Source organism: Chitinophaga jiangningensis (assembly GCF_900142605.1).
GTDB lineage: Bacteria > Bacteroidota > Bacteroidia > Chitinophagales > Chitinophagaceae > Chitinophaga > Chitinophaga jiangningensis.
Window position 1 is genome coordinate 504,548 of record NZ_FRBL01000005.1, and the last position, 19,989, is coordinate 524,536.

The 19,989-nt window shown below is 47.9% G+C and carries 19 protein-coding genes; 14 read left to right on the forward strand and 5 right to left on the reverse strand.

Translation table 11 applies throughout. The features are described 5' to 3' along the window. The first annotated feature begins 38 nt into the window (after positions 1-38). The 12 genes from BUB18_RS14955 to BUB18_RS15010 all read left to right on the forward strand — a co-directional run bounded on the left by BUB18_RS14955 (position 39) and on the right by BUB18_RS15010 (position 12,926). Positions 39-593, forward strand: coding sequence for a hypothetical protein (locus tag BUB18_RS14955; protein WP_073082459.1), 555 nt, complete (start codon positions 39-41; stop codon positions 591-593). After that, positions 593-3,004, forward strand: coding sequence for a heavy metal translocating P-type ATPase (locus tag BUB18_RS14960; protein ID WP_073082461.1), 2,412 nt, complete (start codon positions 593-595; stop codon positions 3,002-3,004). Before BUB18_RS14955 ends, BUB18_RS14960 begins: the two co-directional genes overlap by 1 nt. A 210-nt stretch (positions 3,005-3,214) precedes the next feature. Next, positions 3,215-3,373 (forward strand): cbb3-type cytochrome oxidase assembly protein CcoS, encoded by a 159-nt coding sequence (gene ccoS, locus BUB18_RS14965; protein WP_073082464.1) that lies wholly within the window; start codon positions 3,215-3,217, stop codon positions 3,371-3,373. Between the two features lie 30 nt (positions 3,374-3,403). Further along, positions 3,404-5,548 (forward strand): cytochrome-c oxidase, cbb3-type subunit I, encoded by a 2,145-nt coding sequence (ccoN, locus tag BUB18_RS14970; RefSeq protein WP_073082466.1) that lies wholly within the window; start codon positions 3,404-3,406, stop codon positions 5,546-5,548. An 11-nt stretch (positions 5,549-5,559) separates the two neighbouring features. Then, positions 5,560-5,730 carry a cytochrome C oxidase Cbb3 gene (locus BUB18_RS14975; protein WP_073082469.1) on the forward strand — a complete coding sequence of 57 codons (171 nt, stop codon included), beginning with the start codon at positions 5,560-5,562 and terminating at the stop codon, positions 5,728-5,730. 8 nt (positions 5,731-5,738) lie between these two features. Next, complete coding sequence (locus BUB18_RS14980; RefSeq protein WP_083550036.1) at positions 5,739-6,806, forward strand: cbb3-type cytochrome c oxidase N-terminal domain-containing protein; 1,068 nt, start codon at positions 5,739-5,741, stop codon at positions 6,804-6,806. A gap of 3 nt (positions 6,807-6,809) precedes the next feature. Beyond that, entirely contained in the window at positions 6,810-8,198 is a 1,389-nt protein-coding gene (ccoG, locus tag BUB18_RS14985; protein ID WP_073082472.1) for a cytochrome c oxidase accessory protein CcoG, read from the forward strand. 31 nt (positions 8,199-8,229) lie between these two features. Then, positions 8,230-8,667 (forward strand): FixH family protein, encoded by a 438-nt coding sequence (locus BUB18_RS14990; protein WP_073082475.1) that lies wholly within the window; start codon positions 8,230-8,232, stop codon positions 8,665-8,667. A gap of 6 nt (positions 8,668-8,673) precedes the next feature. After that, positions 8,674-9,384: a sulfite exporter TauE/SafE family protein gene (locus BUB18_RS14995; protein ID WP_073082477.1), complete on the forward strand. Its 711-nt coding sequence runs from the start codon at positions 8,674-8,676 to the stop codon at positions 9,382-9,384. Between the two features lie 4 nt (positions 9,385-9,388). Beyond that, positions 9,389-10,747, forward strand: coding sequence for an oxygen-independent coproporphyrinogen III oxidase (gene hemN, locus BUB18_RS15000; protein WP_073082480.1), 1,359 nt, complete (start codon positions 9,389-9,391; stop codon positions 10,745-10,747). Positions 10,748-11,232: 485 nt separating this feature from the next. Continuing rightward, positions 11,233-12,180, forward strand: a complete 948-nt coding sequence (locus BUB18_RS15005) for a UDP-3-O-(3-hydroxymyristoyl)glucosamine N-acyltransferase (protein WP_073082483.1) — start codon at positions 11,233-11,235, stop codon at positions 12,178-12,180. A gap of 71 nt (positions 12,181-12,251) precedes the next feature. Then, positions 12,252-12,926 (forward strand): hypothetical protein, encoded by a 675-nt coding sequence (locus BUB18_RS15010; RefSeq protein ID WP_073082485.1) that lies wholly within the window; start codon positions 12,252-12,254, stop codon positions 12,924-12,926. Here the strand turns inward: BUB18_RS15010 and BUB18_RS15015 are convergent. The 3 genes from BUB18_RS15015 to pheS are packed head-to-tail and all read right to left on the reverse strand — an operon-like array spanning position 12,912 to position 15,838. Continuing rightward, entirely contained in the window at positions 12,912-13,895 is a 984-nt protein-coding gene (locus BUB18_RS15015; RefSeq protein WP_073082488.1) for an NAD-dependent epimerase/dehydratase family protein, read from the reverse strand. The two genes, BUB18_RS15010 and BUB18_RS15015, sit on opposite strands and share 15 nt — an antisense overlap. Before the next feature lie 56 nt (positions 13,896-13,951). After that, positions 13,952-14,800: a 3-hydroxyacyl-CoA dehydrogenase NAD-binding domain-containing protein gene (locus BUB18_RS15020; protein WP_073082491.1), complete on the reverse strand. Its 849-nt coding sequence runs from the start codon at positions 14,798-14,800 to the stop codon at positions 13,952-13,954. A 9-nt stretch (positions 14,801-14,809) separates the two neighbouring features. After that, entirely contained in the window at positions 14,810-15,838 is a 1,029-nt protein-coding gene (gene pheS / locus BUB18_RS15025) for a phenylalanine--tRNA ligase subunit alpha (protein WP_073082493.1), read from the reverse strand. A gap of 175 nt (positions 15,839-16,013) precedes the next feature. Here pheS and BUB18_RS15030 point away from each other — a divergent pair, with 175 nt between their 5' ends. Further along, the gene (locus tag BUB18_RS15030) at positions 16,014-16,868 is read left to right on the forward strand and encodes a sensor histidine kinase (protein WP_083550039.1); all 855 of its coding nucleotides are present in this window, start codon (positions 16,014-16,016) and stop codon (positions 16,866-16,868) included. On the opposite strand, the gene BUB18_RS15035 is transcribed toward BUB18_RS15030, so the two are convergent. Further along, positions 16,865-17,548, reverse strand: coding sequence for a response regulator transcription factor (locus BUB18_RS15035; protein ID WP_073082499.1), 684 nt, complete (start codon positions 17,546-17,548; stop codon positions 16,865-16,867). The genes BUB18_RS15030 and BUB18_RS15035 overlap by 4 nt on opposite strands. 2 nt (positions 17,549-17,550) lie before the next feature. Then, the gene (locus BUB18_RS15040) at positions 17,551-18,999 is read right to left on the reverse strand and encodes a sensor histidine kinase (protein WP_073082501.1); all 1,449 of its coding nucleotides are present in this window, start codon (positions 18,997-18,999) and stop codon (positions 17,551-17,553) included. Between the two features lie 141 nt (positions 19,000-19,140). Between BUB18_RS15040 and BUB18_RS15045 the strand changes: the two genes are divergently transcribed. Continuing rightward, complete coding sequence (locus tag BUB18_RS15045; protein WP_073082504.1) at positions 19,141-19,974, forward strand: GLPGLI family protein; 834 nt, start codon at positions 19,141-19,143, stop codon at positions 19,972-19,974. Positions 19,975-19,989: the final 15 nt, after the last annotated feature.

The following is a 19,989-nucleotide window of genomic DNA, read 5'->3' on the forward strand; positions in this document are numbered from 1 at the left end:
CCCGGTAAATTTGTTGCATCAAAAATACGTCCGTACTGATGCTGCCTTTTGCCATTATAAACTTTCATGAACTATGCCCCGCAGAACTCTGTGAGGTCACTGTCCATAAATTCCATACGCCGGTAGAACAAACCGCTGAACAGGTGATGTCCTACTTTTTGCTCGACCGGCAGGATGATGGGAATGCCCCGGCAGCAGCAGATATTCAACACCTGCTTTTTTCCCGCATGCAGGCCGAAATACTCCAGGTAATCCGCAAGGAAAGTACCATCCTGTTTCCCGTAATAGAAAAGGCACAGGAAAACCAGGAAAATATCCGCTGCATACAACCCAACACCTACCAATCCATCCGATCCTCTTACCAGAAAATAACCCTGCTGCTGCAAAAGCTGCGTCAGGTAACCGGTAACTACCAGCTACAGCCATCCTGGAGCAATGCCTACAAATTATGTATAGGCGATATGTACCTGCTGGAACTACTCGTACACCAATGGATGTACGTAACCCAGAATATACTGTACCCTGCCGTTACCAAACCAGGAACTATCATGATCCAGCAGGACGATTTACCTCACTCTTCAAGCATTGACTGATGTCTGATACCATGCAAACACAGGTCGCCTGCTTCCATTGCGGCGAAGACTGCAACAACAGCCCGGTGATGATGGCAGAAAAAACTTTCTGCTGCGAAGGTTGTAAACTAGTATATGAAATACTGCACCAGAACAATCTTTGTGAATATTATGACCTGAACGCACAGCCAGGCGTTAACCAGCGTATGCAGGTAAGGAGAGATAAATTTGCATTCCTGGAAGATGAAAAGGTACAGCAGCATCTTATCCAGTTCAAGGACGAAACACAGGTGCATGTGACCTTTTACTTGCCTCAGATCCACTGCAGCAGCTGCCTCTGGCTGCTGGAAAACCTGCACAGGCTCAATAAAGGCGTACAACGTGTAACCGTCAACTTTAGTAAAAAAGAAGCCTTCATTATATACGATCATTCGGCTACCAGCCTCCGCGCCGTGGCAGAAGTGCTGACGGCTATCGGCTACGAACCTTACATCTCCCTAAATGATATGAAGGAGAAAAAACCAACCGTACAACGTAAAATGGTGTACCAACTGGGCGTAGCAGGATTTTGCTTTGGCAATATTATGTTGCTGAGCTTTCCGGAATATTTTTCCGGCTCAGGGCATACGGATGCTGCCATGAACAGAATGTTCCAGTTCATGAACCTCGGCCTTTCCTTACCGGTTTTCTTTTACAGCGCACAGGCATTTTATAAATCCGCCTGGGGCGGCCTTAAACACGGTTTCCTCAATATCGACGTCCCGATTGTACTCGCCATCTGGGTTACATTTATCAGGAGCCTGACCGAAGTGGCCACCGGCAACTCCGGTTACTTCGATTCCATGACGGGCATCGTGTTCTTCATGCTCATCGGCCGCATTTTACAGGAAAAAACCTACCAGGGATTATCTTTTGATCGCGACTATACGTCCTATTTTCCCATAGCCGTTTCCGTTATAAAGGAAGGCAACCCGGTACCTACTACACTGCCGGATATTAAAATTAATGACACCCTGCTGATTCATCACCAGGAGCTGATTCCGGCAGACGGCATTATTTCCCGCGGCGAGGCACTGATCGATTATAGCTTCGTTACCGGCGAAGCTGCACCGGTAAAGAAATCCGTAGGGGAAATCGTGTACGCAGGAGGCAGGCAAATGGGTGGCAACATTGAAGTGCTCACCATCAAAGAGGTAGCCCAGAGCTACCTCACCAGCCTCTGGAACCGCGATGAGCTTAAAAAGGAAAGTGATACCAACACCTCTTTTGTACACCTGCTCAGCCAGTACTTTACCTGGGTAGTACTGCTCATTGCCGTTGTAACAGCTACAGTGTGGGCGGTAAAAGATCCTGCACGTATATGGCCATCGGTAACGGCTATATTAATTATTGCCTGCCCCTGCGCCTTACTGCTTGCCTCTTCTTTTACAAACGGCCATATTCTACGCATACTTTCCAGGCACAAACTGTACCTGCGAAACGCACAATCCATTGAAAATCTGGCCAATACCACGCACATTGTATTTGATAAAACCGGCACACTCACCGGCAAATCCGGTACAGAAGTCCGCTATGTTGGGGATACACTCAGTCCCATGCAGGAGATGATGATTAGTAGCCTGGCGGCACAATCCACCCATCCGCTCAGTAACGCTATTAATAATTACTGCGGCAACAGCAGCAGCTACCCGGTACGTGAATTTAAAGAGACCGCAGGCGATGGCATCTCCGGATGGATAGAAAACCAATACATCCGCATGGGCAGTGCCGCATTTGTAGGTATTGATCCAAAAGAAGAACAGGACGGCAGCGTTGTGTATATTGGTTTCAATGAAAAACCGGTAGGACTGTTTACGGTCCGCAATGGGTACCGGCCGGGGATACGCGGTATGCTGGAAAACATCCGTAACCATTACAATTTATCCGTGCTTTCCGGGGATAATACCCGCGAGGCAGCCAGCCTGCGCATCCTCATGGGAAGCAGTGCCACACTGCGTTTTGAGCAAAAACCTACGGACAAGCTGGACTACATTATTCATCTCCGGCAGCATGGTGAAAAAGTATTGATGATAGGAGATGGATTGAATGATGCCGGTGCATTAAGGCAAAGCGATATTGGCATCTCCGTAGCAGAAAGCACTAACAACTTTACACCTGCCAGCGACGGCATCATTGAAGCACAGCAGCTCAGCATGCTGCCAGCGTTTATACGCCTCTGTAAAGCCAACAAACATATTGTGATCATCAGCTTTATTATGTCGCTCGCATATAATATTACCGGACTATACTTCGCCGTGCAGGGCATACTATCCCCACTGGTGGCCGCTATCCTGATGCCGGCCAGCTCCATCAGTATTATCCTGCTTACTTACAGCATGAGCGAGATATACGGCAAAAGGCTTTCTGACAAAGGACTTTCAGCGAATGCCTGACAAAAATCATGTTTGCGATTGAGCAATATCATTGTACCACCGTTCCTCCAAAATTACCTTTGCTAACGACACGAAACATATACATAGTAATAACTCCAAAGCGCTAGTATTAATGCCCGTAATTGAAATGGGCCCCGCAAACAATCGTTTGCGGGGCAACGGGTAACCCTTGTCGCGCTGGAAGCTTACTATCACCAAACTACTGTTGCCATGGGCGTCATCATACTCTTACTGGGAGCGAGTCTTACCGTCGCACTCGGATTTTTGGCCGCGTTTATCTGGTCTGTGAAGCACGGACAGTTTGAAGATGATTTTTCTCCCGCACACCGCATCCTGTTTGAGGATAAAACAACTAACAACAACGACTAAACGTAATTCCGCACTCAATCCATCATACTTATGTCTTTAGAACGTTTCTACTACGACAACCGAACGGTTAAATGGTTTGCCTACGCCTGTGTATTCTGGGGCTTAATAGGCATGCTCGCCGGGCTGTGGGCCGCTACAGCGCTGGTAATTCCAGACCTTAACCTCGGTTTTGCTCCCACCACATTTGGTCGTTTACGCCCGGTGCACACCAACGCCGTTATTTTTGCTTTTGTGGGCAATGGTATTTTCATGGGCGTGTACTACTCGTTGCAACGGTTGTGTAAAGCCAGAATGTTTAGCGACCTGCTGAGTAAAATTCACTTCTGGGGCTGGCAGGCTATCATCGCCGGCGGTGCCCTGACCCTGTTCCTCGGTTACACTACCGGTAAAGAATATGCCGAACTGGAATGGCCTTTTGATATCGCCATAACCCTTATCTGGGTGGTGTTTGGAGCCAATATGCTGGGAACTATCCTGAAGCGCCGCGAAGCTCATCTCTACGTTGCCATCTGGTTCTATATAGGTACCTGGGTAGCCATCGCGATGTTGCATATCATTAACTCCTTCGAGTATCCGATCACGTTATTTAAAAGTTACAGCTGGTACGCCGGCGTGCAGGATGCGCTGGTACAGTGGTGGTATGGGCACAACGCCGTGGCTTTCTTCCTCACCACGCCTTACCTGGGACTGATGTACTACTTTGTTCCGAAGGCTGCCAACAGGCCGGTATATTCCTACCGCTGGTCAATCATTCACTTCTGGTCACTGATCTTTATTTATATCTGGGCAGGCCCTCACCACCTGTTATATACTGCACTGCCAGAGTGGGCACAGTCACTCGGTACCGTATTCTCTATCATGCTGATTGCCCCATCATGGGGCGGTATGCTCAATGGGCTGCTTACCCTGCGTGGAGCCTGGGATAGGGTTAGGGAAGATGCTATTCTTAAGTTTTTTGTAGTAGCCCTTACCTGCTACGGTATGGCTACGTTTGAAGGTCCCATGTTATCCCTGAAAAACGTAAACGCTATCAGTCACTATACTGACTGGACCATCGCACACGTACACGTAGGAGCCTTGGGTTGGAACGGATTCCTGACCTTCGGTATTCTTTACTGGATGATCCCGAGAATATTTTCTACCCAGTTATACAGTCGCAAATGGGCTAACACACACTTCTGGCTGGGTACACTCGGTATTATCTTCTATGCTATTCCACTCTACTGGGCGGCCTTTACCCAGAGCATGATGTGGAAGCAGTTCACCGAAGAAGGGACTTTAAAATACCAATTCCTGGAAACAGTAAGCGCTATTCTGCCCATGTATGCACTACGTGCGGTTGGAGGCCTGTTTTATGTGGGTGGTTTGATTTTGATGATAGTGAACCTGACCAAAACAATCCGTCGTGGAAGCTTTGTGGCCAATGAAGCAGCAGAAGCGGCACCACTGCCTAAAGTGATCACCACACATGGTAAAAGTCACTGGCACAACTGGATTGAACGCCGTCCAGTGCAGATGGTCGTGTTCAGCCTGATTGTGGTAGGTATTGGTGGCCTGCTGGAAATGGTGCCTACCTTCCTCGTGAAAAGTAATATACCCACTATCACCAGTGTAAAACCCTATACACCGCTGGAATTGCATGGCCGTGATATTTACCTGAGAGAAGGTTGCTATACCTGTCACTCCCAGATGATCCGCCCGTTCCGCGACGAAGTGGCCCGCTACGGCGAATATTCCAAAGCCGGCGAGTTCGTGTACGACCATCCATTCCAATGGGGCTCCAAACGCACAGGTCCGGATCTGGCCCGCCTCGGAGGTAAGTATCCTGACTCCTGGCACTTCAACCACATGCTGGATCCTACGTCTATGTCGCCGGGTTCTATCATGCCGGCTTATCCATGGCTGTTTGAAGATAGAATTGATAAAAGCAAAACACCAGCAATGATTAATGTAATGCGTAAGCTGGGTGTTCCTTATCCGGGCGGATATGAAACCAAAGCCAACGCTGACCTGGAAGCACAGGCAAACGGCATCGTAGCGAACCTGAAAAACGATAAGCTGCCGGTAGGGAAAGACCGGGAAATTGTAGCACTGATCGCATATCTGCAGCGCCTCGGCAAGGATATTAAAGATGCGCCCAAAGCACCAGCTGCTGCCGCAAACACTGACTTTTAAAACCAGTAATCATGAAATTCATCAACTACCTGCAATCCATCACCGGCGTAAGCATTTACCCGCTTGCATCCCTGTTGATATTCTCCATTTTCTTTGTGGCAGCAGCCTACCTGGCGTTCAGCTCCGATAAAAGAATGATGGATCATGTAAGTCGTATTCCACTGGACAAAGAAGAAAATTAATCACCAACATGAACATCAAACCACTGATCATATTAACGGCCGGTACGCTTATGAGCGTGCCGGCACTGGCCAACGGAAAGCCGCAACCTTCCGAGCTCGCTGACCCGGTAGCGCTGATGCTGCTGATCATTGCCGGCTTCCTGCTGATAGCGATCGCAGTACTTGGCAATGCTGTAATGGGAGCCATGGACATCTTCCGGGAAAAAATGAAAAAAGATGCCGGCAAAGCCATGATCACCATCGGGGTGATTCTACTGGCCATGTCGGGTGCTTTAAAGGCACACGCCGCCGATGCACTGGTGGAAGCTCCTACCAGCGGCCTGTTGTCCAAAACATCCCTGTGGACATTAGTGTCCGTAATCCTCTTAGAAATCCTGGTAATCATAACCCTACTTTTTACACTGAAACACCTGGTGGGTATTCAGCGCAAGCGCAAACCGAAGAAAGCACCCGTGCCCGGCAAGCCACGTGTCAACTGGTTCGAAAAGCTCAACAACACCAAAACGGTGGATCAGGCTTCCGAAGCAGAGCAGGACATGGGACACGATTACGACGGTATCCGCGAGTTGAATAACCCCACCCCACCATGGTGGAAATGGGGCTTTTATTTCAGTATCGCCTTTGGTGTGGTGTATCTGTGGAGAGGATATGTATCTGGCACTGCACCCACACAGATTGAAGAGCTGGCCATGGCAGAAGAAAAAGCTGCTGCCGCCAAAGCGGAATTTCTGAAAAATGCCGCCAATAATGTAGATGAAAACACGGTCACCTTACTCACCTCCGCAGATGAGCTGGCCGGCGGGCAAAAGCTCTTCGTCAGCAACTGCGCTCCATGCCACGGCCCTCAGGGACAGGGTGTGGTAGGGCCTAACCTTACCGACGAGTACTGGTTGCACGGTGGGAAAATCAACGATGTGTTTAAAACCATCAAATACGGTGTTCCTGAAAAAGGGATGAAAGCATGGCAGGAAGATTTTTCACCAAGGCAGATAGCGATGCTGGCCAGCTTCATCGAATCTATCAAAGGTTCCAATCCTCCTAATCCGAAAGCCCCACAGGGCGAAAAAGCACAGTAGCAGATGGAAGGCAGTACGACATTCAGAGATAGCATAGCCACAGTTGATAAACAAGGAAAGCGCAAGTGGATTTTTGCGAAGCAGCCCGAAGGCCGTTTCTATAACGTCCGCACTTTACTCAGCATTTTCTATTTCATTGCATTTTTCAGCCTGCCGTTTATTTCCATAAATGGCAGGCCCTTGTTTATGCTCAACGTGCTGGAAGGGAAGTTCATCCTCTTCGGCGTCATTTTCTGGCCGCAGGATTTCTTCATCTTCGGGCTCGCCATGCTGGCTTTTATATTGTTTATTGTACTGTTTACCATGGCCTTCGGGCGGCTCTTCTGCGGATGGGCATGTCCGCAGACCATTTTCATGGAAATGATGTTCCGCAGGCTGGAGTATTGGATAGAAGGCAGCGCGGCAAAACAACAGCAGCTCGCCAAAGCACCGTGGAATACCGAAAAAATGCTGCGTAAAACCGCCAAACACCTGGTATTTTACGGACTCTCCTTCCTCATTGCCAACATCTTTCTGGCTTATATCATCGGTGCCAAAGCACTGGGGAAAATAATTACCGGCCCTTTCGAAGAACATACCGGTGGCTTTATTGCCATCCTGGTGTTTTCTGGCGTGTTTTACGGCGTATACGCGTTTATGCGGGAGCAGGTATGCACCATTATATGCCCATACGGCCGCCTGCAAGGCGTTTTACTGGACAAAAACTCAGTAATCGTGGCCTACGATTACAACCGGGGAGAACCCCGCGGCAAATACACCAAAAATGGGAATCATGATAGGGGCGACTGTATTGATTGCATGCAGTGCGTAAGGGTTTGTCCAACGGGGATAGATATACGGAACGGTACTCAACTGGAATGTGTTAGCTGTACCGCCTGTATTGATGCCTGTGATTTTATGATGGAGAAAACAGGGCGTCCCCGTGGACTTATCCGTTATGCCTCTGAAAATGGCATTGCCAACAAAGAGAAGCTGCACTTTACCCCCCGCATGAAAGTATACAGTGCCGTACTGGTGCTGATACTGGGGGCCATCACCTTTATGCTCGGCAGCCGCAAGCCGGTAACGGGCACGATTATCCGCACCGCGGGTATGCTGTATCAGGAACGGGGAACCGACAGTATCTCCAACCTCTATCGTATCAAACTTATTAACAAAACCACTGCGGAAATACCGCTCCGTCTTCAGCTGGAAGATGAAGGCGGTAAAATAGAAATGATAGGGAAAGAAAACATTGCCGTAAAACCGGAGGGACAAGGAGAAGGGACCTTCTTTATCGTGCTGCCACGTACCGAAGTGCATGGAAGGAAGTCGAACATTAAAGTAGGACTTTATCAACAACATCAAAAAATAGCCACCATTTCCACTACGTTCTCCGGACCAATGGAATAGTAGCTATCATACACAATTTCAATTATTTATCATGAACTGGGGACATAGCATCATTATCGTTTTTGTGTTGTTTGCCGCAGGCATACTCACACTGGTTACCAAAAGCATGCGTACTAAAATCGACATGGTAACCAAAGATTACTACAGTGAAGAACTGAAATACCAGGAAGTGATCGAAGGACGTACCAATGCCGGTAGCCTTTCATCTCTTGTAAAAATAACACAGCCGGCAGCAGCAGTCGCCATACAAGTGCCACAGGAGCTGGTGGGTACGCCGCTAACCGGTACGGTGAACTTCTACAGACCATCAGATTCCGGCAAAGATTTTAGCGTGCCGCTAAATCCTGATGGCACTGGTACTCAGATAGTTGGAAGAGAAAAATTCATCCGTGGCAACTACCGCGTAAAGGTGAGCTGGGAAATGAACAACAAACCCTACTACCAAGAACAGGTTATACACATCAATTAATCGCACATGTTTACACTCACTGCCTTCCTGATTGGCCTTGCCGGAAGTTTCCACTGTGTGGGAATGTGCGGGCCAATTGCGCTGACCGTTCCGGTGAGGCACCTGGAAGGCGGCAAAAAAATGGGTGGCATCCTGCTATACAATGCCGGGAGGATATGCACCTATGCTGTTTTAGGGCTCGTATTCGGCTGGCTCGGGCAGCAGGTGTCCCTCGCAGGCTTCCAGCAATGGCTGTCCGTTACGGCGGGGCTGATCCTCTTATTCGGCCTATTGCTGCAATACCTCACCACTCACCGTAAACTTCGATTATCCGCCCCCGGTATTTTTACAGCGGCTGTTAAATCATACCTCGGGAAATTACTTGTTGCGCAACGTTTTCATACGCTCTTCACCATAGGTGTGCTAAATGGTTTGTTACCCTGCGGGTTAGTATACATGGGAATCGCCGGCGCTGCATCTACGGGCACTGTAGAAAAGGGAATGCTTTTCATGACAGCATTCGGCGCCGGAACCCTGCCTGCCATGGTAGCAGCCGGGTGGTTCGGACATCTGCTCAGCCTGGGCATCCGTAATAAAATGCGCAAACTTATACCCATTATGGTGGCGATTATGGCAATAATGCTCCTCATGCGCGGCATGAACCTGGGCATACCGTATATCAGCCCCCGGTTAAACGAACAGGCACCCACTGAATTTATTCACTGTCAAAAACCATGAACCAATGAGCCTACTACAGAAATACAATGTGGCAGCGCCACGATATACCAGTTACCCCACCGTTCCCTACTGGGATGAATCCGGCTTCAACCTGGACCAATGGAAGGCTTTGCTTCAGCGCTCATTCAACGAATCAAACAACAAAGAAGGCATCAGCATTTACATACATCTTCCTTTCTGTGAAAAACTATGTACCTATTGCGGTTGTAACAAACACATTACGGTAAACCACAGCGTGGAAGAACCTTATATCACCGCATTACTGAAAGAATGGAAACTCTACACCGATACCTTCGGTGGTAAGCCTAAAATCAGGGAAGTGCACCTGGGTGGTGGTACTCCTACTTTTTTCAGTGCGGAACACCTCGGTCAACTGATGCATGGGCTGTTTGAAAATGCCGAGCTACTGCCTGATGCAGCACTCAGTTTTGAAGGTCATCCAGGCAATACTACCAAAGCCCATTTAGCATTACTCCATCAACTGGGCTTCCGAAGGATTAGTCTGGGTATTCAGGACTTTGATCCGAAGGTGCAGGAGGTGATCAACCGCGTACAGGATTTTGAAACGGTGGAGTCAGTGATGCAGCAGGCAAGAGCGATTGGTTTTACTTCTGTGAATGTTGACCTGATCTATGGATTGCCGCTGCAAACAGTAGAAAGTGTGGAGAACACCATCAACAAGGTAATGTTGTTGCGCCCCGACAGAATTTCTTTTTACAGTTATGCACATGTGCCCTGGATCAAAGGAGTGGGACAACGCAAATATGATGAGGCTGATCTGCCGAAAGAAGGAGAGAAGCGCAGGCTGTATGAAACCGGTAAGGAATTGTTTGTAGCAGCAGGATATACCGAGATCGGAATGGATCATTTTGCGCTGCCTGACGACGAGTTATTTCATGCGTGGAACAATGGTACGCTACACCGTAACTTCATGGGTTATACTGTGTTGCACACTTCCTTACTGATAGGTTTGGGAGCATCTTCTATCGGTGATAACTGGTATGCCTATGTACAAAACGAAAAGAACACTGCGGCGTACCAGGAGAAAGTAAATCGCGGTGAGTTTCCGGTGGTACGAGGCCATTTACTCAACCAGGAGGACTTGCTGATTCGCGGGCATATACACGACCTGATGTGCAACTTTTCCACCAGCTGGCATAAAGCAGATACGCAGTGCGATGCTATTGTGGATGGTATAGAAAGATTACAGGAACTGGAAAGGGACGGACTGGTAAATGTACTCCCTGGCAAGGTAGCTGTAACGCCCCATGGCAGAACGTTTATAAGAAATATCTGCATGGCATTTGATGCGAGATTATGGCGTAAGTTACCCGCATCACAACTCTTCAGCAGCGCTATATAATCCTGACATAAGCTCCCGGATAAGCCCGATTTTTCAGAATAAGAAAAAAATCGGGCTGCCCGGCATCCATATCTCCCCAAAAATCAAATTTTGTGAGTTATCCACCGGCGGGTTCAACTTTCCACTAATCCGGAAAATCAGGTGAAGTAATAGTGAGCAAAAAGAGAAGCGAAAAAAGTGTGCCGGATGAAACGCAGTGCTGCAGCGGTTTTCAGAGGCAATAAAAAAAGTCTGACCGTGTAGACAATCAGACTTTCTTATTATGTGAATGGGTTAGTAAGTACAGGGAAACAAAATTCCCTACACAATATTAAAAATAATTTCATGACAAAAGAAAAAATTTACAAAAAATTTTATTCACACTACTAAAATAATTGTGGATAACAACAGAATGCATCTTCAACTTCCTGTCTGAAAAACTACATTACAATCTCCGATTTACTACCTTTGTTTCTCTTTAAAACATATTCTATAATTCAGTTCATATGAAGTTCGAAGCACCTGTTGCCGTAACGGAAATCGCAAACATGATAGGCGCGGAGCTGGTTGGTAACAGCCAGTTGATGGCCACCGGCATCAACGAGATACATAAAGTTACTCCAGGAGATATCTCCTTCGTAGACTTTGAAAAATACTATTCAGCAAGTCTGAATTCTGCAGCTACCATCATCATCATTAACAAAAAAGTGGACTGTCCGCAGGGAAAAGCACTGCTCGTGGTAAACGACCCGTTCAGTGCCTATGTAAAACTCGTAAAGTTTTATCGTCCGTTTGAGCCGGCATCAAAAGCCATCAGCGATACTGCCGTGATAGGAGAAGGAACTGTAATTCAACCTAACGTATTCATTGGCAATCATGTGCGTATTGGCCGCAACTGTATCATTCATCCTAACGTGACCATTTACGACCACGCTGTGATCGGTGATAATGTGATCATTCAGGCAGGAACAGTGATCGGTGCGGATGCATTTTACTTCAAGAAAAGGGCAGACAGGGAAGTGATGTACGATAAGCTGGAAAGCTGCGGAAGGGTGATCCTGGAAGATGATGTGGAAATAGGAGCTGGCTGCACCATCGATAAAGGGGTGAGTGGCGATACCATAATCGGAAAAGGTACCAAGCTGGATAACATGATTCACATCGGTCATGGTACCATCGTTGGTAAAAACTGTCTCTTTGCTGCACAGGTAGGTATTGGTGGTAAAGCCATCATCGAGGATAACGTGATCCTGTGGGGTCAGGTGGGTGTATCGAAAGACCTGGTGATTGGTAAAAACGCTGTTGTGCTTGCACAAAGTGGTGTGCCCAGCTCACTCGAAGGTGGTAAGGTATACTTCGGTTACCCTGCGGAAGAAGCCCGCACCAAGAAAAAAGAACTGGCCTGGATCAAACGCATTCCGGAAATCTGGGAAAAGATCAAACACCTTTCCTGATATCAGCCGCAAAATATTACATTCGCAGAGGAGCATATTCAGTGCTCCTCTGCCTTTTTTAAAGCTATGCTATGCGCTCTCTGATCGCGATATTGTTGCTGCTCATTACAGGTACCGCAGCGGCCCAGCGTTTTCCCAAAGACGACCTGTACGACACCGTGAACCAATGGCGTGTATCCATTGACGATGGTTGGTTTACCGCAAAAACCATCACCTATGGAGGTTATACTACCTCCTCACGGAAAAATGGGATATCTCCGGCACTTGCACCCACTATTAAAACGCCGGGTAAAGCATTTCATTTCGATGTAAGCAGCAATGGGAACACCATTACCGTGCAAGCAGCAGAGGTAACACATATTGCCTTCCTGAACAGCGATCTGCCTGATTTCCTGGCTAAAGCGTCGGATAAAGCCACGTTGTATTACACCCTGTTTGATGTGCCGGCAAACAAAGCCGGGAGTCGCTGGGAAATGATACTAAAAGCATCCACCTATATGGAACTGAATGCGGACAAACCTGCCGGTATATTACGTACCGCAAAAGAGGACATCCGTATTACGGCCAACAACCGTTTTGGGCCCGCCAATTCGTATGAGCAGCTCTGTTATGTATTTAAGCAGGGGAAGAAATCTGTAGCCGCAGTGATTCCCGGCGATGCACCGAGGGTATGGGTGCGTAAGGGGTTGGACGAATCTACTGTGCAAGTGCTGGCGGCAGCAATCGGCGCGCTACTGCTGCGCTGATTTATCCTTCAGAAACTGTTTGCTCAGCTCTTCCACCGTAGTGGCCAGTGGCCTGAAGGAGAAACCCGGTAAACATTCGCGGATCTTATCGTTTTTATAGTACACTTTCATCTGGGCGGTGTGCGCAGTTTCTTTTGTGATCAACGGAGATTTACCGCCAAACATATGTTTCAGTTTTTCCATTCTCCATACCAACCCCGTCATAAATGGGGTAGCCTCCTTCATAGGTGGCTTTTTATTCATGGCTTTAGCCATGGTGGTAAACAGGTCTTTATAAGTCCAGTTATCGGCAGAGAGGATAAAACGTTCTTCGGTGATAGGGCTGTCCATCAGCATCATCATGGCCTTCACCACATCGCGCACATCCACAAAACCGTTCACACCGTTGGTATAGTAAGGAAATTCTTTGTAGGCGTTATTAAAGAGTGCGCTGGAGCCTTCTGCCCAGTTGCCGGCACCAAGGATAATGGAAGGGTTTACTATTACGGCAGGCAGGCCTTCGGCTATACCTCTCCATACTTCCATTTCACCTTCATATTTGCTGACGCTGTATTTAGAGTTGTTTTTACTCTGTTCCCATTCGCTTTCTTCGGAGATATAAATGCCGTCTTTAACACGGCCAAGGGCGGCTACCGAGCTCACATGCACCAGTTTTTTCACGCCGGCATCCAGTGCGAGGTTAACCACGTTGGCGGTCCCGGTTACATTTACCAGTCGCAGCTCATTATTGCCCGGCGTAAAAGAAACAACACCGGCACAGTGGTATACCTGTTCAATGCCTTCCATCACTTCTTCCAGCTCAATCACGTCCAGGATATCGCATTTCACCCATTCTATTTTGTTTCTGATGTCCTGCAGCACCGCAGCTGGATGCTTACGGTACAAGGCGCGTACAGGCTTCCCTGCTTCCACCAGTGAACGAATAAGATGACTACCTAAAAGACCAGTTCCGCCGGTTACTAAAATCATGTGAAGTGTTTCTTTTTTACAATCGCAGGCTCAAAAATAGGCTGTTTGTTTGGATATTATTCGTAACGATAGAAACCAATGCCGGTTTTCCTGCCCAGCTTACCGTCTTTTACCCGCTGTTCCTGCAGGTGATTCGGTTTAAAGCGGGGAGCCTGCTCAAAGGCATTGTAAAGGGATTGCGACACGGCGAGATTGATATCGTTGCCGATGAGGTCCATCAGGGCAAAGGGGCCCATTCTGAATCCGGCTGCTTCCAGGAGCTGATCAATGCTGCTGAAATCGGCCGTTCCTTCTTCTGCAATTTTCATGGCTTCGAGATAGTAGTGCCGTGCTACCCGGTTTACAATGAACCCGGGCGAGTCTTTCACCCTTACAGGCGTTTTGCCCATTTGTTTCGCCAGTGTGTAGATGGTACCTGCCGCTGTTTCGGAAGTTTGCGTGCCTGAAATAACCTCCACCAGCTTCATGGCATGGGCGGGATTAAAAAAGTGCATGCCTACCACCCTGGAAGGGTTGATGCTGATGGCCGCAGCGATAGCGGACACCGATAGGGAAGAGGTATTGGTGGCGAAGATGGTATCTGCGTGGTTACCTTCTGCCAGTTGATTAAAGAGGGATACTTTTGCTTCCGTCTTCTCGATAATAGCCTCGATAATAACATCGGCGATACATTCCTCTATATTACTGGTAAAACGGAGTTTTTGCAGGGTTTCTGCCTTGTTTTCGGGGGTAATTCTGCCCTTATCAACAGCCAGGGCCAGGCTCTTTTCAATCTGAGCTTTGGCCCTGTCCAGCATCGCGGGTGCGATATCAAATAAGATAGTGGAAAAACCGCTGGAAGCGGCTACCTGAGCAATGCCGGCGCCCATAGTACCGGCGCCGCATACTGCGATGGTTTGAATCATATTCGTACTTTATACTGTCCCCTGAAACTGCTCCAGAAAACGGGTATCGTTTTCGGAGAAGAGACGGAGGTCTTTGATCTGGTATTTGAGCATGGTAATGCGTTCGATACCCATACCAAAAGCGAAGCCGGTATATTTTTCCGGATCAATGCCGCAGTTGGCCAGTACTTTAGGGTGCACCATACCACAGCCGAGGATTTCTACCCAGCCGGTTTGCTTACACACATTACAACCGGTACCGCCGCAGATGAAGCAGGAAATATCCATTTCAGCGCTAGGCTCAGTGAACGGGAAGTAGGAAGGACGGAAACGTATGCCGGTGTTTTCACCGAACATCTCTTTCACAAAGTGATACAGTGTTTGTTTCAGGTCAGCGAAAGATACGTTTTCATCGATATACAGCCCTTCTACCTGGTGGAAGAAGCAGTGTGCACGTGCAGAAATAGTTTCGTTTCTGTACACACGGCCCGGGCTGATGATGCGGATTGGCAGCTTGCCCTCTTCCATTACGCGTACCTGCGCAGAAGAAGTTTGGGTGCGGAGCAGCCAGTCCGGATTTTTACTGATAAAGAAAGTATCCTGCATATCACGTGCAGGGTGGTTTTCTGGCAGGTTCAGCGCCGTAAAGTTATGCCAGTCGTCCTCGATTTCAGGACCTTCAGCAATGGTAAAGCCCAGTCTTTCGAAGATGTGAATGATTTTGTTGCGCACCAGGCTGATAGGATGACGGGTACCCAGGCGATGCGGTTCCGCAGGGAGGGTGAAGTCCATGTCGTCAGCTACAGCACCGGCAGTTTCTTTCAGGTCGGCAAACTGCTCGTACCTGGACTCTGCCAGCTGCTTAAATTCATTTAAAATCTGTCCGAATTCCTTTTTGCGGTCATTAGGCACCTGCTTCATTTCCCCGAAGAGGGCTTTCACAATGCCTTTTGTACCCAGAAACTTTATGCGGTATTGCTCCAGGTCCGCTGCAGAGGCAGGGGTGAAGCCCAATATTTCTTCCTTGTGAGTGGCTATTTGCTGTACTAACTGTTCCATAAACAACAAAGATAAGTGTTTAGGACATTTTTTGTTTTTTTTCCCCGCATTGGCCACTACCTGCGGTGGTGGCCAATGCGGGAGCTGCCTCCCCGGGAAGGAGCCGCCCCCGCATCAGGGCTGAAAAGCTAAAAACACCCCGAAAAGTCGTATATTTTCATTCGCAAATCACCATATGTCTGCCGAGCGAAATATCCTTCTACTTTTATCCACTACAGCCGCCATGGCTGTATTTGCCGTGCTGTATTTCCGTAATCGTCAACAGCTGAAACTAACCAGGGTGGACCTGGAAGCTGCCTTGAGCCGCAGTAATTTCCTCACAACGGAACTTTCCCTGTTACGCAGGCAGCTGGCAGACATGAAACTGACCTCTCTCAAATCCCAGATAAATCCTCATTTTGTATTCAACTGCCTCAATGGTATCCATAGCGCAGTGATCACCGGCGAAACCGCCAGAGCAAAGGAGTATATCTCCGGCTTTGCACGACTCCTGCGGATGGTGCTGATGCTCTCCGGGCGCAATCTCATCTCCCTGAGAGAAGAAATGGAAATACTGGAACATTACCTTAAGCTCGAAAGGCTCCGTACCAACGAGGCTTTCGACTATACGCTATTTACAGACCCCGCTATCAGCCCGGCAGATACACTGGTGCCGGGTATGCTGATTCAACCCTTCCTTGAAAATGCCATCTGGCACGGCCTCATGGCAAAAGAAGAAGGGAACAGGCATGTGGCGGTACGATGGAAACAATTGGGCGACAATCTGTTACACTGTGTAGTAGAAGATAACGGCATCGGCAGGAACCTGGCAGCCCTGCGCTGTAATGTGGACCTGAAAGCAGGCACTCCCCATCAGTCCAAAGGAATGGAAATTTGCCTGGAACGAATAGAACTCTACAGGAATACCTTCCACTCGAAATGTAATATTGAAATAGAAGACCTCGCCGACGCCAGCAATACCCCGGAAGGCACCAGGGTAAGCATTACGTTTGAAGTCAGCGCTGCCATGCAGGAGGCGCTGACGGCCTAAAATATCAGCTTATAACCCACTCCGCGGATATTCACTATCTGCACCTTGGTATCATCTTTCAGATAACGGCGCAGCTTTGTAATAAACACATCCATACTGCGGGCATTAAAGAAATTATCATCGCCCCAAAGGTCCAGCAGCACAGCTTTTCGCTCCATTACCTCATTGCGGTGATCGTACAAACGGCGGAGGATTTCAGCTTCCCGATGTGAGATAAATTCCGTGTTATTATTGCGGGTAAGTGTTTGCTTGGCGTAGTTAAACATATACTGACCGATGGCCACCGCACCTTCCTCCAGGTTTCGCACCGGCTGATCGTCGAAGCGCTTCAGCAAAGCCTTGATACGAACAATGAGTTCGTCCATGCTGAAAGGCTTTTTCAGGTAATCATTCCCACCCAATTCAAAGCCTTTTACCACATCAGCAGTTTGTGATTTTGCAGTCAGGAAGATGATAGGGGTATATTTATCCACTTTTCTGATTTCTGTGGTCACCGTAAAGCCATCCATATGGGGCATCATGATGTCCAGCACAACCACGTCCGGATGCTCCTGGTTAAACAGCTGCAGTCCTTCTTTGCCATCGGAGGCGTACAGCATGTGAAAGCCACGCATTTCAAGACTGTCTTTCACAATTTGTCCGAGCTGCCATTCATCTTCTATCAGTAATACTTTTGCCATATTTATTTTATTGCAGATTTAGATGCCGGAATGGTGATGGTAAATTCACTGCCTTTGTCCGGCTCGCTGTGAACACTGATGGTACCACCATGCAGTTCCACAATTTTTTTCACATAACTAAGGCCAAGGCCAAAGCCTTTTACGTTGTGTAAATCTCCGGTTGGCACACGGAAAAATTTGTCCCAGATACTATCCTGATAAACCCGTGGAATACCAATACCATTGTCTTTCACACGGATTTTAAGCATCCCTTTTTCTTCCCATACGCGGATGTGTACAACAGGTGTTTCACCTGAGTATTTTATGGCGTTATCGATCAGGTTATTGATGGCATTGGAGATATGCGTTTTATCGACGTAAACAGTTTCGCGTTTTAGATTGTTGTCATATCGTAGCTGAAGAGGAGCGGACTTAATCTGATGATTGGAAAGGATATTATCGATGATATCATTCAGATCCGTTTCTTCGCGGAAGAGCTCTATTTCTTCTTTTTCTTCGGCGGCAATATGCAATACTTTTTCAACCAGGTCTGAGAGCCTTTGCAGTTCGTGTTTTGATATGTCGAGATACCGTTGTGTTTTCTGCGGATCGTTCAGTGCATTAAAATTTTGCAAGGCTTCAACAGCGGCTGACACAGTAGCCACAGGTGTTTTGAGCTCGTGTGTCATATTGTTGATGAAATCGTTTTTCACTTCTGACAATCGCTTTTGCTTCAGTATAGTACGCAGCATGTATACGAAAGAGAGGGTAGTGAGCACGAGCAATATCACGGAAGCCACGAGGGTACCGAGCATTTTCTGGATAATAAATTCCAGTGGTGATTCAAAGGTAGCCTGTACGAAAAGATTGGTACCCGGATTAAACGGGATTTTGCGGGTTTGGCCAGGCTCGCGGCGCCTGATGCTATCTCTGAAACTGCCTCTTTCAAATCCACTGAAGCTCATGTGAAAGGTATCCAGCGTATATTTAGGTATTATCTGGCGGCTGCTTAATTCGGCCCTGAATATAGAATCCAGTTTCACCAGGGCAGCGCTATCGTTGAAATGGTTGGTAACCAGGTATTCCGACACCTGCCGGGCCAGCGTATCGGCGTAGATGCGGGGCGGTTGGCTGTCGTGATGACCTGGTCGCATGGGTTCTTCCATACGTTGTATTCTGACTTTGGAAGGAGGTCTGTTTTCCCTCGGCATACCTATCTCTTCCAGCTGCATAACATACCCTTTAATGGGCTTTTTAAGCGAATCTTTGTCCTTGCCATAATACCTGATGTACCGGCGGACGTCCTGAAAGTTCTGATTAAAGACGGCATTTCTTAATGCATCGTTAATCTCTTTATCGAATTGGTCCTGATTGAGCTTATATGAATTATAGAGCCAGTACCCCTGGAAAAGAAAAATTCCAAGGATGCAGACGATCATGAGGGTCAGAATAATTCGTATACGTTGGCGCATTAAAATTCGTTGTGTTACAACAAAGCTATCTAATCCGCCGGGAAAGCGGCCAAAACCTTAACAATAATTAACAGTAAATAATGCTTTTTAACGCTTATTGACTGGACGAATGAAGAATTTTGCATATAAAAATTAGCGATTATGAATCTGATGTCCCGACTGATAATGGCAGCTGCCCTGTTGCCGGTTTCCTCCGCCCTGTTTGCGCAGCAATCAGGCGTTATCGACTATGAAGTAACCCAACGCATAGATGCATCGCGGATGGCCCGCTTTCAGGGCGGTGGTAACGGGGAAGGAGGGGAGGTGCCCGATGTGATTACCCTGCAGCAACATTTCACTTTCAACAATGGTATAGGCAAACTAACTACCGATCGTCCGGATTTTGGCGGCCAGGGCTTCGGCGGCCGAAGAAATCAGGAAGGTGATAGCACCCGGCAACGCAGGCAGCGCCCTGATGGCCCCGGTGGAGAAGGCAGACCAGGAGGCGGACCTGGGGGATTTGGCGGATTTGGCCCTCAAAGGGGCTTTGGTGGCGGCCAATTGGTCGATCTTCAAAATAAAAAGTACGAAACGCTGTTTTCAACATCCGGAGACGAAAAGAAAACGTATCTATCTGAGGAAGATTATGTGATTGCCCCAAATGCAGAACGCAGTGATAAAACTAAAAAGATCGCCGGTTACAACTGCAAAAAGGCCACTGTAAAGCTGAAAGATGATACTTATACCGTTTGGTATACCACTGATTTACCTTTTAGCTACTCGCCTATCAACGGCCTGCTGCCTGAAAGCAATGGAGTGGTATTATCAGCAGAAAGCAGTTCACGTTCGTTTACCGCAAAGAAGATTTCCTTTAAACCCGTTACGGATACCGACCTTTCAGTGCCTGCAGATGCACAGAAAGTAACCCCGGAACAACTGAGAGAGATACGCAGGGCAGAGATGGAAAAATTACGTAAGCGGCAACAACAGAACTAAAAAACATTAATAACT

What these genes read in the sequence shown, in the direction of transcription:
- BUB18_RS14955 (WP_073082459.1), top strand. Translation starts at nt 39, where the DNA reads ATGCTGCCTTTTGCCATTATAAACTTTCATGAACTATGCCCCGCAGAA.
- BUB18_RS14960 (WP_073082461.1), top strand. Translation starts at nt 593, where the DNA reads ATGTCTGATACCATGCAAACACAGGTCGCCTGCTTCCATTGCGGCGAA.
- ccoS (WP_073082464.1), top strand. Translation starts at nt 3,215, where the DNA reads ATGGGCGTCATCATACTCTTACTGGGAGCGAGTCTTACCGTCGCACTC.
- ccoN (WP_073082466.1), top strand. Translation starts at nt 3,404, where the DNA reads ATGTCTTTAGAACGTTTCTACTACGACAACCGAACGGTTAAATGGTTT.
- BUB18_RS14975 (WP_073082469.1), top strand. Translation starts at nt 5,560, where the DNA reads ATGAAATTCATCAACTACCTGCAATCCATCACCGGCGTAAGCATTTAC.
- BUB18_RS14980 (WP_083550036.1), top strand. Translation starts at nt 5,739, where the DNA reads ATGAACATCAAACCACTGATCATATTAACGGCCGGTACGCTTATGAGC.
- ccoG (WP_073082472.1), top strand. Translation starts at nt 6,810, where the DNA reads ATGGAAGGCAGTACGACATTCAGAGATAGCATAGCCACAGTTGATAAA.
- BUB18_RS14990 (WP_073082475.1), top strand. Translation starts at nt 8,230, where the DNA reads ATGAACTGGGGACATAGCATCATTATCGTTTTTGTGTTGTTTGCCGCA.
- BUB18_RS14995 (WP_073082477.1), top strand. Translation starts at nt 8,674, where the DNA reads ATGTTTACACTCACTGCCTTCCTGATTGGCCTTGCCGGAAGTTTCCAC.
- hemN (WP_073082480.1), top strand. Translation starts at nt 9,389, where the DNA reads ATGAGCCTACTACAGAAATACAATGTGGCAGCGCCACGATATACCAGT.
- BUB18_RS15005 (WP_073082483.1), top strand. Translation starts at nt 11,233, where the DNA reads ATGAAGTTCGAAGCACCTGTTGCCGTAACGGAAATCGCAAACATGATA.
- BUB18_RS15010 (WP_073082485.1), top strand. Translation starts at nt 12,252, where the DNA reads ATGCGCTCTCTGATCGCGATATTGTTGCTGCTCATTACAGGTACCGCA.
- BUB18_RS15015 (WP_073082488.1), bottom strand. Translation starts at nt 13,895, where the DNA reads ATGATTTTAGTAACCGGCGGAACTGGTCTTTTAGGTAGTCATCTTATT.
- BUB18_RS15020 (WP_073082491.1), bottom strand. Translation starts at nt 14,800, where the DNA reads ATGATTCAAACCATCGCAGTATGCGGCGCCGGTACTATGGGCGCCGGC.
- pheS (WP_073082493.1), bottom strand. Translation starts at nt 15,838, where the DNA reads ATGGAACAGTTAGTACAGCAAATAGCCACTCACAAGGAAGAAATATTG.
- BUB18_RS15030 (WP_083550039.1), top strand. Translation starts at nt 16,014, where the DNA reads ATGTCTGCCGAGCGAAATATCCTTCTACTTTTATCCACTACAGCCGCC.
- BUB18_RS15035 (WP_073082499.1), bottom strand. Translation starts at nt 17,548, where the DNA reads ATGGCAAAAGTATTACTGATAGAAGATGAATGGCAGCTCGGACAAATT.
- BUB18_RS15040 (WP_073082501.1), bottom strand. Translation starts at nt 18,999, where the DNA reads ATGCGCCAACGTATACGAATTATTCTGACCCTCATGATCGTCTGCATC.
- BUB18_RS15045 (WP_073082504.1), top strand. Translation starts at nt 19,141, where the DNA reads ATGAATCTGATGTCCCGACTGATAATGGCAGCTGCCCTGTTGCCGGTT.